Raw genomic sequence first — 14,182 nt, 5'->3', positions numbered from 1 at the left:
ACCACAGACATTTTACTGCTTATCCAGTCCGAGGTATTTACTCCAGAACTGAATGTTTTTAATTTCATTTCCACGCTTTAAGAAATCTTTTTTTGCTTTATTGTATTTAAAGTCAATCTGAATGGTAAGTCCCAGTACCTGGAAAAACTTTGCAACAGCCTGACCCCAGCTTCTTTCACATTCAAATGCTTTATTGGCTGTTACATCGTAAAATACAATCTTTTTTGCTCTCCATACTGCCGGGAATGTTACCTGTGCCATGGATACAATACGGATATGCTTCGCCGGAAGCAGATAACCGTTTAAGGTCAGCTTACGCACGATATTGTGCAGTATGCTTAACTTTGTCGTTCTGGATGCCTCGTATGTCTTATAGTGGAACGGCACACTAATCTGGTCCATCGGCACTGCCTTATAGCCTGCTGCCATAATTTCCTTGTGCAGTTTTTCACCGTCTGTATTTAAGAAGAAATCCACACCCTTTAAGAAATCCCTGACACCTCTGGTATGTAAATCCACATTCTTATAGCGGTAGAACTTACACTCTCTGCGCCACTGTCCCCAGACTGCCTTCTTTAACTGTGCCTTGCCCCAGTCCGGAAAGTGGAATGTATTGTCCACCAATCTGTTACGGATAATGTAGTATTCCAAAAATGAAGAATATTTATTTTCAAAAGGTTCATGCCATACGCAGATACCGTTCATCAAAATCAGATGCTTCATGTTGCGCAGGCCGTATTCAAGGTCATCGCCACGGATAAAGATTGGCAGCGGCAGATTTTCCTCTGATACAACATCCATTGGAAAACAGCAGTACCACCATGCGTTAAATTCCGTATATTCTTCAATTTCATTAAAGAGGCAGTCCCATGTCACATTCATGTTTAAGTTGGACTTATTGGAAATCAAATTCCCGGCATTCCATGATGCACCGGATTCCACCTGTATATTCGGCTTATCAATACGAAGCATTGCACCGCCGATAAACGCATCGGCATATTCATCCTTTAACAGCGAAAGAATCGTATAGGTCTTTTCAATGGATTCTGTATCGATTGTAATATCATCATCCATTAACAGCGCATGGGTAATGCCATGCGGATTGCCGTTCTTTAAGATTTCCATAAGACCTCTTGTAAATCCGCCTGCACCGCCGGTATTTTTGTTGCGTACGATATGAATTTTGTCATTGCCAAGCTTGTCAATATCCAATGTCTGTCCGTTATCGGATACAAAAACCTCGAGATGTTCCTGTAACGGGCTGTCCGGATTGTTAAATACATGCGCATTTAACAGTCCGATATTCTTTTCAATATAACGTTCACGCTTAAAGGTACAGATATCAATCCCGATTTTAGGCTGTCTTGCAGGCTTTTCAATCGCCGTATCCTCGTAGTAACCGCCGTAAAGCGCAGCACCGTCTGAGAGTGCGGTCACTTCAAAATAGAGCATACCTTTTTCTTCATTGCCGAATGGGAATGAATAGAAGCTTCTCTCTGTTGTGTGTACTTCCTGTCTTACCAGCTCTTTCTTTAAAACTTCACCGTGAAGGAAAAGCTTGCTTGAAAGTGTCACCAGCACATCACCCTGTAATTCCAGATTGATGGATACTTCTTTTACCTGTGTGTACTTTCTCCACTTTTCAATAGAAAAGCCGTTAAAATACGTATCAAATTCCACTTTACCGCCTTTATCCAGCGAAAAACCTCCGCCCGGCATCATATAGACTTTACTGCGGTTGATAAAGTTTAAATCGCTTTTTAAATGATTCTCATCTCTGTTAATGTTAAAATCATCATCAATCACATTGGTGTGCAGATATAATTTTTCCTCGGTACATAATCCCTCTGTCGGCCAAAGTATTTTCTGAAGCTTCATCTTAATTCATTTCTCCCATTCTATCTAATCCACTCCGCTTTTGGAGTATTTATCTTTATCTTTCCCTGTTTTACAGTTCTTTTTCGCACATTTCAAGTGCTGCGGCAATCACCTTATCCATATCGTAATACTTGTATCCACCAAGACGTCCGCCGAAGATGACCTTGTGTTCCTTGTCGGCAAGCTCCTTGTACTGCTGATACAGTGCATTGTTCTTATCATTATTGACCGGATAGTACGGCTCGTCGCCCTTCTTCCATTCGCTTGAGTACTCTCTTGAAATAATGGTTGTCGGCTGCTTGCCGAATTCAAAGTGCTTATGCTCAATAATTCTTGTATACGGCACTTCTCTTTCTGTGTAGTTGACAACGGCATTTCCCTGATAGTTTTCCATCGGCAGCTCTTCTGTTTCAAAACGTACGGAACGGTATTCAAGTACACCCAGCTTATAATCATAGAACTGGTCAATCATACCGGTGTATACAATCTTATCTGCCATTGCATCAAATTCTTCTCTGTTGTCAAGGTAATTGGTATTTAAACGGACTTCAATGCCGTCTAACATCTTTTCTACAATCTTTGTGTAACCGCCAATCGGGATACCCTGATATCTGTCGTTGAAGTAGTTGTTATCATAGATAAAACGAAGCGGAAGACGCTTGATGATAAAGGACGGTAAATCCTTGCAGTCACGTCCCCACTGCTTTTCGGTGTAACCCTTAATCAGCTTTTCGTAAACGTCTTTTCCGACTAAGGAAAGTGCCTGTTCTTCAAGGTTCTTTGGCTCTGTAATATTTAAGTCTGCAATCTGTGATGCAATAATGTCCTTTGCTTCCTGTGGTGTTGCAATATTCCACATTTTGCTGAAGGTATTCATGTTAAACGGCAGATTGTAGAGTTCATTCTTATATCTTGCTACCGGTGAGTTGATATAGTTGTTAAATTCCGCAAACTGATTGACATATTCCCAGATTTTCTTATCAGATGTATGGAAAATATGCGCACCGTATTTATGCACATTAATGCCGGATACATTCTCACAGTAAATGTTACCTGCAATATGGTCTCTCTTATCAATCACCAGACAGGTCTTTCCCTTCTTTTTGGCTTCATATGCAAAAACTGCACCGTAAAGACCTGCACCTACTACTAAATAATCATACTTCATTTTTTAATCCTCCTTGTTTTGCGAAGCAAAATGCCATGTGAGTTTACTCACATTCTGCCCCAAGCAGGAGCAGAGGATTTTACCTCCTTGTTTTGCGAAGCAAAATGCCATGTGAGTTTACTCACATTCTGCCCCAGGCAGGAGCAGGGGATTTTACCTCCTATTTCTCATATGCCATCATAGCACTTTGTTTTTTTTACACTATTTCCCAATCGTGTTCAAATGTACACGGTCCAAATTCATTGTGGACATAATCGCGTACCGTAATCTGCATAATGTTGCGGACATTGTCGTAAAGTTCTCCGTGTTCGCCGTTGATACCGATGTCCAGATAATACTTGCCCGGAAGCAGCATCAGCTTTTCTATGGTAAATGTGACTTCTCCGCTTTCGTCTAATACCGGAAGCGCATCTCCCGGCTTTGCAAAGCAGCTGCCGTAGCAGTACTGCCAGTTATCGCGGACAAAATCCATATTGAAATTGACGGCAATGCCTTTTAAGGCTGTCGCATATGAAAACTTTAAAACAACCTTATCGCCTGTACTAAAGGTCTGACATGGATTTCCGTCATTGTCGTATAAATCCACTTTGGTAAACCGCACCTCGTGACTTCCGTCCCGGCGCGCCTCCGGGTGGACATTCTGTGTCAGTTCAAGTATCGAGCGTCCTCTTTCATCGGAAAGCTTTTCTTTGCTTTCCTCTGCCAGCCTTGCGATACGCTCATCTTCCATCGAATCCAGATAATGCATGCCAATCAGCTTCGGACTTCCGTCTTCCCGGATTTTGCCTTCCTCCAGCCAGATTAAACGGTCACAGATGCTGTATAACTGTTCCATGGAGTGCGATACAATAACAATGGTCGTTCCCTGCTCTTTAATCTCTTTTAAGCGTTCAAAACACTTTTTCTGGAAGCTGACATCGCCGACTGCAAGAATTTCATCAATCAGCAGTACATCGGCGTTGACGTTAATCGCAACGGCAAACGCAAGACGCATATACATACCGGACGAATAGGTACGCACCGGATTGTCAATATACTCTTCAAGCTCCGAAAAGCGGATAATTTCTTCAAGCCGCTCGTCAATTTCTTCTTTTTTTAAACCGAAAATAGTCGCGTTGATATAAATGTTTTCCCTGCCTGACATATCCGGGTGAAATCCCGCACCCAGTTCAATCAGGCTCGATACCCTGCCTTCGACCTTTACCGTGCCGGAATTCGGCTTTAAAATCTTTGTGAGCAGCTTTAATGTTGTACTTTTGCCGCAGCCGTTACGCCCAATCAGTCCCACTGCCTGTCCCTTTGGAATCTCAAAGGAAATGCCGTCTAGAATCTGTCTGTTTTCGTGGCGGTTTCTGTTGTGGAATATTGCACGTTCCTTGAGCGTGCTTCCCTTGTCCATATAAACCTTAAAATGCTTTTCAACATCTTTTACTTCTACGGAATACTGTATTTCACTCATTATAATTCCTCCGCAAAATTATCATCCAGCTTGGCAAATACGAGTTCTCCGATAATCACCATGACAATCGCAAATACGGCTGAATATAATATATCTTTTCCTAATGGAAGCTCTTTCCAGTATAAAATTCTGTGATAAGACTCAATAACCGCAGTCATCGGATTCACCTTAAACAGCCACTTGATATTCGCCGGAATCATCTCCAGGGAATACATAATCGGTGTTCCGTAAATCCATGCCATTAAAACAACGGTTGTAATGTGTTCCAAATCCTTAAAAAATACGGTTCCTGCCGATACAATCAGGGCAAAGCCCAGTGACAGCAGATATTCGATTGCCATAATAAGCGGCAGGTAAAGCAGTGCCTCTATGCGCACACCGATTCCTGAAATAAATAATACGGCAAATACAATAACAAAACAAAACAGCATATTGATAAAATTAGAGGTCACACAGGAAACCGGAAGGACTTCCCTCGGAAAATAGATTTTTTTAATCATATCCCCCTGATACCGTACACAGCCGGACCCCTGCCGGAGTGACATATCAAAAAACAGCCACGGAATCATGCCCACAATCATGTAAACATAAAACTTGTCCAGGTTGCTTCGGACAATCACTGAAAACACAATGGTATATACTATAATCTGACAAAGCGGATTGATAAACGTCCATAAAAATCCTAATACGGAACCCTTATATTTCCCTCTTAAATCCTTTTTCACAAGACTTCCTATCATATCGCTGTAGGAAATAATGTCTTTGATTCGTTCTTTCATGAAGATTCTATCCTTTCATATTGCAAGAATTTTAATTCTTTGTAATAAACCATTCCTAATCGTAACACATTTGTAATATCTACACAATACAAATCTTTGATAACCCTTTGCATTTTTATAGGATATCTCTTTATTTTTAATAGTATCCCTTTATTTTATATTTTAAAGTATAATAAAGAATGTCCAGATTCATCAGTACTACACTTATTTTTTGCCGTTTACTTCCATTTTGTTTTAGCTTTGATTTTAACGCATAGCGGCGGCGCAGAATCTGTATTTTCTTTTTATCATATCCGTCTGTCTGTTCCAGAAATTCACAGACGGCATAAAAAGAACGCTCCATTGCCTCATACGATGATGAATAACTGTTTACGGTATCATTGTGGATATAGATTTTATCCTCTATGGCACAGAAGCTTCTTTTTTCGTGAAACATCAGCAGCCACAGCAGAAAATCGTCACAGCCGTTTACGGTAAGACGGCGTTTGCACCAGTCCCTGGGTATCACAGCTTTACGGATCAGGCACTGTCCCGGTGAAAATATCATATCTGTGCCATACAGATACATTTTTTCATGCCCCACTTCTTTTAGTACCGCCTTTTTGGCATAAATCGGAATCTGTTTTTCTAAAATATGCTCCGGCGTAAAAAATAAGCGGCAGCCATTGCCCGCCACAACATCTGCGTGGGTCTGCTCTGCCGCTGTAAGTAATGTCCATACCGCACTGTCTGAAATGGCATCGTCCTGGTCTAAAAATAAGATGTACTCTCCCTGTGCTTTTGAAAGCCCTGTCAGTCTTGCCGCATGAATCCCTTGATTTTCCGTGTGGTTGACGGCAGTCAGCTCAAAAGCCTGGTCAGGTACATAATTTCGTATCAGTTCTTCTTCCTTCAAAAGGCCGTCTGCCGGACTGTCATTGACCAGAATAAATTCCAGTTTTGCCTTCGGCACATTTTTACCTTTTTGCGCAGCCGGAAGTAGCTCTGCATTTTTTCGTATCATCGCCATCAGACCCGGAATATAGTCTGTTCCTTTATATAACGGAGTAATAATGCTTACTTTGATTTCATTCATATTTACAGACACTCCCTGAATAATTCCATATACTGCGCCGCGATTTTCTGGTAATCATACATTTTCAGCATTTCCTTGCTTTTATCTTCAAGCGCCTCACCGTTTTCCGGTTCTTTAAAAAAATCCAGAATCGCTGCGGCAAGTGCTTCCACATCATCCGCCGGTTCATAATAATGGCACAGTCCCTTTGTCACCTCATAATTTGCGGATACTCTGGACAGCAATGTCGGCACCTTTAAAATCATCGCTTCCACCGCCGTCATGCCAAAGCCCTCAAACAGGGATGGATTAATATACAGGCAGCTGTTTACCAAAAGCTCTCTTTTTTTCTTTCCGTCCACAAAACCCGTAAAAATGACACGCCCGGACAGGTTATGCTGCTCTACATACTCCTTTAAATACGCTACGCGCTTTGGCACATTGCCCACCAGCACCAGATTCCTGTCAATGCAGTCTGCAATCATTTCAAATGCTTTAATCAGCGTAATAATATTTTTATGGTGAAACTGCAGATTAATTGCAACAATATCACCTTTTTTTGGTGTCGGCGGAATCACGTCATTGACATGTACCTTAATCGGATTATAAATCTGCACAATCTTATCTTTATACCGCGCATAATAATTCTGGATTTCTGAGCGGTCTGCTTTACTGATAGCAATAATTTTATCTGCGTGCTTAAAATCCACTGCATACATGATTTTGTATAACAGATATTTATACCATGCCACCTTCACACTGCCCATCACCCGGTGCGATACCGCTTTAATATCGTGTGGAATCATGACGGTCGGTACCTTCAGTTTTCTCAGTCCGTTGGTACAGCTGGCATGAAAAACAACACCGATATTGTATTTACGGATGACCTTCGGCACAATCCATGTATTTACCCGCTCAATATCCAGCAGACGTACCAGCTCTGACTCTTTTTTCGGCGGTTTTACCGTGATTACCGTCACTCCGGGTGCAATCTGCTCCAGATAAGCCTTTGCATAGTCATAGCACAGCACAACGCACGCACCCATGTCTTTATTTTTACAAATGCCTTCCAGCAGATTTATCGCAACCTGGTCTTTTCCCCCGGCATGCTGACGGCTCAAATATATATAATTAAGCAGTATTTTTTTTGGTTCATCCTCTTTCATCATTCTCACCACATTCACATTTTTAATGCCGTTTATTCGGACGGCTCATCGTAATAATGTTTAAAATATACCCTGTAGAAAATCGCCCACGTATCCCGGAATGCCTTTACAATATCGTACATCCCGATTCTTCGGGTATTCTTATCCCGCACATAGACAACCTTCACCGGCATCTGCTCGATTTTAAACCCTCTGCGGTGAACCGCTACTAAAAGTTCAATATCGTATGCAAACCCGGACGTCCGCACCAGATGTGCCACCGGCTTTACAGCCTCTGCCTTAAAAACCTTTAATCCGGTCTGTGTATCACGCACATTCAGATGAAACAGCACAAGAAGCATCATATAGTAGCCAAGGCTTATCACCTTGCGTACAAACGGATAGTGAAGTTCAGAATCCTTGTGGAACTTACATCCAATCACAACATCGCTTCCGCTTTCCTGCATTTTCTTTAAATAGCCCTCAAGCTGTGCGGGATTTAACTCTAAATCCGCATCCACAAACGCAATATAATCGCCCTCTGCCTGACTGATTCCTGAAATAATGGCATTGCCCTTGCCACGGTTTTTATTGGATGTCACCAGCTTTATGCGTGTGCCGGACACCCGCATGCCCGGCACAACCGGGTGCGGCTGTTTCGCATCATCGCGTATGGCACGCTCAATTTCCTGCTTTGTCTTATCCTTACTGCCGTCATTGACGGCAATAATCTCCATATCCGGTGCAAACTGCTCCACGATGGATAGTGTCTGCATAATACTGTTATAAATCAGTGCCTCCTCATTATAGGCCGGCATGACAATTGATAATTTTCCCCTTAACTGATACATACTTCTCCAATACCCTGTTATTCAGATATATATTCATATACCGCCACCGGCTGTATGCTGCTTACAAATTCCTGTGCATACGGAATCCACGCTGCAATACCGTCCAGTTCTTCCGGCATCTTTACATCCATCTGTATTTTATTATCTTTATGATAAACGGTGTCCATCCCGCTATCCGCTACCGCTCCGGATTCAGGTTCTCCGCTGATTACATAGACATGGCTGTAACGGTCTTTTAACCTTGCACACTGCACTGCTGCCGCTTCTTTATCTTCCTTTAACGGATATACCGGACAATCTGTCATATATTTTAACGAAACCATCAGCTGTGGAACGACTTCTTCCCCAAGTACCACCACACTGTCTTTTTCATCTACGGTTTCTGCAAGCTCTGTAAGAATTTTCCACTGCAGCTGGGTCTGATCCTGACCGTTCACTACAATCCCCGCATACGGAATCAGAACTGCTGCCACCGCAAGCGCCGCCGCTGCACAGAGCATACCGTATCCGTCCCTTAAAATCCGGATATGAGCCATACTTTCCGCCGTCCGTGACAATATATACGCCCCCAGTACAACGATTACTGCTATATATGGCACAATATATCTTCCATAGTAATAATAATGTAGTATTTCTTTCTTAAATACGGCTGAATAAATGATAACACAATAATAAAACATTGCCGTCAAAAGTACAATAGAATCCTTCTTTTTAAACCATGACGGACGTAAAAAGGCCGCGATAAAAATCACCGGCATGAGTATTATACCACTGCTTAACAGATACGCATAGCTTGTCATATAGGCTGACGGATACGCACTTTTTTTCATTACCAGCAGGCATGCTGCGAGTCCTGCCGCTGCAAATACCCATACAAAAATCCGCCAGCAGGTATTCTTGAACCGATTCTGCTCTTTCCGCATAGATTGTGCATTTACGGATACCGCTTTTGTGTTTTTCTTTACCGGAAGAAGTCCCAGCACCAGCGAAAACACGATTCCTGCCACGGACACCGCCGTTACAAAGGCTTTGAGGTTTGACGGGCCTACCGGTCCGATATATAAACGGTCATAGTTGCCATACACATACGTAAGCGAACTTGCACACATCATGAAAAAACCTGCAAGATATCCGGCAAGCATGACAACTGCCCCGGCAATATAGCTTTTCCTGCCTGTTTTAAAATATAATCCGTATGCCATCAGCACAAATAACGGCATAAATACATAAATTGTAATATGTAAAAATGCAAATACAACGACCGGTATGCAAAAGAGCCATCGGTATTCTTCATGCTTTTTGTCTGTTAAAAGATAAAGCATTGCTAAAATGACAAATGCCAGCGTTGTTTCCACAAGAGAGGTTTTTGCCTGCCACAAAACCTGTGGTGACAATACATATAAAAAGAGTGCAATCGCTTTATACAGTGTCTTTATTTCCAGATTTTCAAGCACAAGCCATAAAAGAAATACAGATAATGCCAGAATCCATGTTCCCAGCTGCATCATATGCTCCACGCCGCAAACTCTTGCATATACGGCAAGCAGCGCACTGAATGTATGTACCCCATGCAGACTGCCGGTTGTATCATTTTGTGCCACGCCCTGCACCTGTTCTTCATCCAGCGTAAAATTATATCCCTCCAGATGATTTCCGATTGCCGCCATGTAATCACTTTTATCCGATGCTGATACACAATCCCCGTACTCGTCAAATGTCATAAAATTATTATTATAACCATAGACATATCCGATTGCCTTTGCCTGATAAACGCCTTCGTCCTGTCCCATGCCAAACATTCCGAATGTCGTCCCCACAAGCGGTATCACCGCCAGCAAAAAGCCAATCCCTATAAGATTTTTCTTCCACTGGAATGTGCAGGACGGCTTTGTCTTTTTATATGCATAAGCCGCTCCCGCCGCTGCCACTGTAAATCCCAGTGTCAACGCTGCCGCTCTTTCCAGTGAAAAAATATTCAATCCGATTAAAATGCCCGCTGAAAGCAGATATGCAAGCACTGTTTCCGATACACCAAGCAGGACAAGTTCTGCAAAATCTCTCTGCTGATAAAGCATCGAAAGTCCCACGCCTGCTGCCCCGGCTGCCACAAGCAGCAGCACCGCCGTCAAAATGCCTGCTATTCCGCTGTGCACGCCTGCCTCAATAACGATGCCTGCTGCCGTTATAACAATTCCTGCCACAAAAAGTTCCGGCAAAATCTTCTGTGCCGTTTTTTCTGCTTTTATATACCCCATGCAGTGTATCAGGATATCCGCCACACACACAAGCACAAGCACAATGCCGGATACCAGCCACAGATACTGTGTAAACCCTTTGCCTGCATTAATCATGATGTCATCTTCCGGTTGGAAATGCGTTGTAACCACATACACCAGACCTGCCAGACATAATAAAATGAGTGTACGCAAAAAGGGTCTGACGATACTTTCCGTTTGCTTTAAACAGACATTTGGTTTTCCTCCCGCAATCCGACAGATTACCGCCGCCACAACAGACAACAGCCATAAAACCGCCAGTGTCTTATTGAGCGAAAATCCGCCGAAAAGGGCAAGAATTCCTCCTGACATGCCAAAGCCTGCAAGCAGCACTGCAAAAGAAACGGTGACTGCATCCATCAGCTCCATCCTTTTTCCGATACATACAATTCCATACGTAAGCACTGTTATTATCATCAGTACCACTGCTGTACTATTCACGTCAAACCCTCCAATATTCTCTTAAATTTATCTTAATTTATAGAAAACCAGTCTTTCATCATTACTTACAACCGGTGTCACACCGGTATATTCCTGCACGCTCTTTTCCAGCGCCGTCCACTCCGGTTCTTCATAGGCATCGCGGTTAATATACAGACCGTCAAAACCCTTTGATAAAATTTCCTGAATCATCTTATCAACCGGCAGGGAAGCCGTTTGTTCATACCAGATATCCGTGTCACTTCCGTCTGTTGTACCAAAACTCCATTTTAACTTATCAGAATGAAGATATCCGATATAATGTGATAAATGTCCCATATCATTCTGAATATCCCCTTCCGGATACTCTGCATACGGAAGCTGGAATATACTGTCATCTTCATCCATGACTGCATCCACCCGTGCAAAGAAATCCGCATCACTTATCCATTCTTCTTTATTACTTTCAAAATTAAAAGATACGGACGGATTCTGCTCCCAGATGGCAAACAGCATCACAAGGGCAACTCCGCCCATGTATACACATTTCCATACGGTTTTCGCAATCTTTCCTTCCCACTCATTTAAAAGCAGGCAGACCGCGGTTATGGCAAAAAATCCGATAAATACGGAGATTCTGTTATATCCTCTGATAATTTCAATGCCCGTCATAAATATGATAGAACCGAAACCACCCATTGTTGCCAGCAGAATCCCGCAGATATTGAGGTCTGCAAGTACTGTCAGGCGCTTTGTAAGCGTGCTTTCGTTCTTTCTTCTTGTAAAAAGCCATACCAGCAGGAATAAAAATCCGACCGCACCGACAATGCCGATGTATGCCGTCCAGTTTTCATTGACACACGGTACATATTCATTATACGCATAAATCAGCTTTTCAAGCGGTCTGATACCGTGTCCGTTTACCGGAAGCAGCAGCTGGATAATCTTTAAACAGTACGTTTCAGAATCGGCAATACTGCGGATTCTGCCTTCCAGTCCTGTTCCACCATGTACAATCCTGTAAAAAATTTCCGGGATAATGGAAATCACAACGCATACAATCACACTGAGGATACTGATACAGCCGCGCTTCAAATAATTCCAGTCTTTCGTGCGGAGCAGTGCCGTAAGCATTGCCACCATTAAGAAAAAGCAGGCAAATATCTGCCAGTAACCAATGCCTTCGCTGGCAATTAAAAATGCCATGATAAAGCCCGCATAGTTGCGTTTATACTTAAAAAAGCCCTTGCCCGGCAGCATAAAGCGTTCATCTTCATACAGCCAGATACACATTAATACCGCAAGCGGAACAAAATAGTAGCAGGACAATACAATGTGCCCGATGCCGCGGATAAAGATAAACGGCAGGAAAGCATATACGAGCGCCCCGCCTATTGACAGCCACTCTTTAATGCGGAGCTGTCTGAGAACAAAATATGCCACATAGGCAATCATATAAAATGCGGATAAATAGACAAGATTGACCGTTTTGGCAACCTGTCCGCCCGTAATCCATAAAAATAATTTCTCAAAAAATACATCTGCATTATGCAGACCTGCAATGACATCCGAGGTATTATAATAATACCCATCCAATGCTGTCAGTTTGTCCGTTCCGATATTCCATCCGGATTCCTGCACCAGCCTTACCGATACAAGCGCTGACATTTCATCACCACCCTTGTATTCAAGCGGATATGTTAAATCCTGTCCTCGAAGTCCCAGAAAATGCACTACCAAAACAGTAACTGCCAACGTAATAAATACGAGTGCAGCCGCATCTTTATACCATTTTTTCACAAATTCCCATACTTGTTCTTTTTTCATAAAATGATTCGTTCCTTTTCGTTTTATTAAAACAAAAAAGACTGCCGTATAAACGACAGTCTTTTTCCAAAATTTATATGCCGGCGACCGGGGTCGAACCGGTACGGGAGTATAAGTCCCGCAGGATTTTAAGTCCTGTGCGTCTGCCAATTCCGCCACGCCGGCCTGATTGTTACTCCGTTTCTTTTATATAGATGAAACAGAATGGACGGAGAAGGATTCGAACCTTCGAAGGCATCGCCAGCAGATTTACAGTCTGTCCCCTTTGGCCACTCGGGAATCCGTCCAAACGTGAGCATATCGCTCACATTTTGTTATTTTATCATATCTTTATGTCGTTGGCAATTGTTTTTTTATAAATTTAAAAACTTTTACTTCTGACATAAGTCCTGCACTCTCCAGTATTCCAGTGTTTCCCGTAAGGTCTGCTCCAACGGAATCTGTGGTTTCCAGCCGGTACAGTCATGTACCTTTGAAATATCCGGTTCAATAATCGGCACATCGACCGGACGCAGTCTTTGTGCATCTACCCGGACTTCAATTTTCTTATCCGAGAGTGAAATAATCCGGTCTAAAATTTCCTGAATTGCCAGTGCATGTCCTGTTCCGATATTATAGGTTTCACCGGCTTTTCCCTTCTGCACCAGTAGGGCGTATGCTCTTACAACATCACGCACATCAGTAAAATCACGCTTTGCCGAAAGATTTCCGACATACATCACCGGGTCTTTGATTCCTTTTTCAATCTCTGCCACCTGTTTACAGAAATCCGCAACTACAAAAAGCGGTGTCTGGTTCGGACCGATATGATTAAATGCACGGACCATCATGACATCCATATGGTATGCCGCCGCATAAATGCTGCCAAGCATATTCTGGCAGGACTTTGTTGCCGCGTAGATATTTCCCGGACGAAGCACCGTATCTTCAATAATCGGACATTCTTCCTGCCGGATATGTCCGTATTCTTCTCCTGAACCAATCAACAGTACACGCGGCTTATAATCCAGTTCGCGGACAGCATCCAGCATATTGACTGCACCCTTGATATTGACATCAATGGTCAGCGCCGGATTTTTCCACGATACCGATACCGAAGACTGTGCAGCCAGATGAAAAATATAATCCGGGCGCACTGTTTCCAACACATCGGTAATCTCACTTTTATTCAGAATATCACAATCATAGACGACTGCATTTGAAAGGGCAAGCTGTTCTTTTGCGGTCTTTGTTACGGCGACCTCATATCCTAAATCATCATGAAGATGATTTACCAGATACGGGCCTACGAATCCGCCGCCCCCAATAATCAATGCTTTCATAGT

General features: G+C 42.8%; 10 protein-coding genes and 2 tRNA genes. All 12 read right to left on the bottom strand.

What is annotated here, in order from left to right:
* Positions 1-12: 12 nt before the first annotated feature.
* On the bottom strand, positions 13-1,878 hold the full coding sequence (locus tag LI288_RS06655) for a glycosyltransferase (RefSeq protein ID WP_227089861.1): 1,866 nt from the start codon (positions 1,876-1,878) through the stop codon (positions 13-15).
* 70 nt (positions 1,879-1,948) lie between these two features.
* Entirely contained in the window at positions 1,949-3,046 is a 1,098-nt protein-coding gene (gene glf, locus LI288_RS06650; protein ID WP_022433122.1) for a UDP-galactopyranose mutase, read from the bottom strand.
* 196 nt (positions 3,047-3,242) lie between these two features.
* A complete protein-coding gene (locus LI288_RS06645) occupies positions 3,243-4,505 on the bottom strand; it encodes an ABC transporter ATP-binding protein (RefSeq protein ID WP_227089860.1) in 1,263 nt (420 codons plus the stop codon).
* Positions 4,505-5,284 carry an ABC transporter permease gene (locus LI288_RS06640; protein WP_022433124.1) on the bottom strand — a complete coding sequence of 260 codons (780 nt, stop codon included), beginning with the start codon at positions 5,282-5,284 and terminating at the stop codon, positions 4,505-4,507. Before LI288_RS06640 ends, LI288_RS06645 begins: the two co-directional genes overlap by 1 nt.
* A gap of 136 nt (positions 5,285-5,420) precedes the next feature.
* A complete protein-coding gene (locus tag LI288_RS06635; RefSeq protein ID WP_227089859.1) occupies positions 5,421-6,359 on the bottom strand; it encodes a glycosyltransferase family 2 protein in 939 nt (312 codons plus the stop codon).
* A 2-nt stretch (positions 6,360-6,361) separates the two neighbouring features.
* The gene (locus tag LI288_RS06630) at positions 6,362-7,504 is read right to left on the bottom strand and encodes a glycosyltransferase family 4 protein (protein WP_227089858.1); all 1,143 of its coding nucleotides are present in this window, start codon (positions 7,502-7,504) and stop codon (positions 6,362-6,364) included.
* Positions 7,505-7,536: 32 nt separating this feature from the next.
* Positions 7,537-8,334, bottom strand: a complete 798-nt coding sequence (locus LI288_RS06625) for a glycosyltransferase family 2 protein (protein WP_227089857.1) — start codon at positions 8,332-8,334, stop codon at positions 7,537-7,539.
* Positions 8,335-8,351: 17 nt separating this feature from the next.
* Positions 8,352-11,051 carry a hypothetical protein gene (locus tag LI288_RS06620; RefSeq protein WP_227089856.1) on the bottom strand — a complete coding sequence of 900 codons (2,700 nt, stop codon included), beginning with the start codon at positions 11,049-11,051 and terminating at the stop codon, positions 8,352-8,354.
* 27 nt (positions 11,052-11,078) lie between these two features.
* The gene (locus tag LI288_RS06615) at positions 11,079-12,857 is read right to left on the bottom strand and encodes a hypothetical protein (protein WP_227089855.1); all 1,779 of its coding nucleotides are present in this window, start codon (positions 12,855-12,857) and stop codon (positions 11,079-11,081) included.
* A 78-nt stretch (positions 12,858-12,935) separates the two neighbouring features.
* Positions 12,936-13,022, bottom strand: a tRNA-Leu gene (locus tag LI288_RS06610).
* A gap of 40 nt (positions 13,023-13,062) precedes the next feature.
* Positions 13,063-13,144, bottom strand: a tRNA-Tyr gene (locus LI288_RS06605).
* 84 nt (positions 13,145-13,228) lie between these two features.
* A complete protein-coding gene (locus LI288_RS06600) occupies positions 13,229-14,179 on the bottom strand; it encodes a GDP-mannose 4,6-dehydratase (protein WP_022433130.1) in 951 nt (316 codons plus the stop codon).
* Positions 14,180-14,182: the final 3 nt, after the last annotated feature.

The sequence above is a fragment of the Lachnospira pectinoschiza genome (assembly GCF_020564355.1).
Classification (GTDB): domain Bacteria; phylum Bacillota; class Clostridia; order Lachnospirales; family Lachnospiraceae; genus Lachnospira; species Lachnospira intestinalis.
The sequence above is the reverse complement of the archived record's forward strand: the minus strand, read 5'-3'. Positions and strand labels throughout refer to the sequence as shown.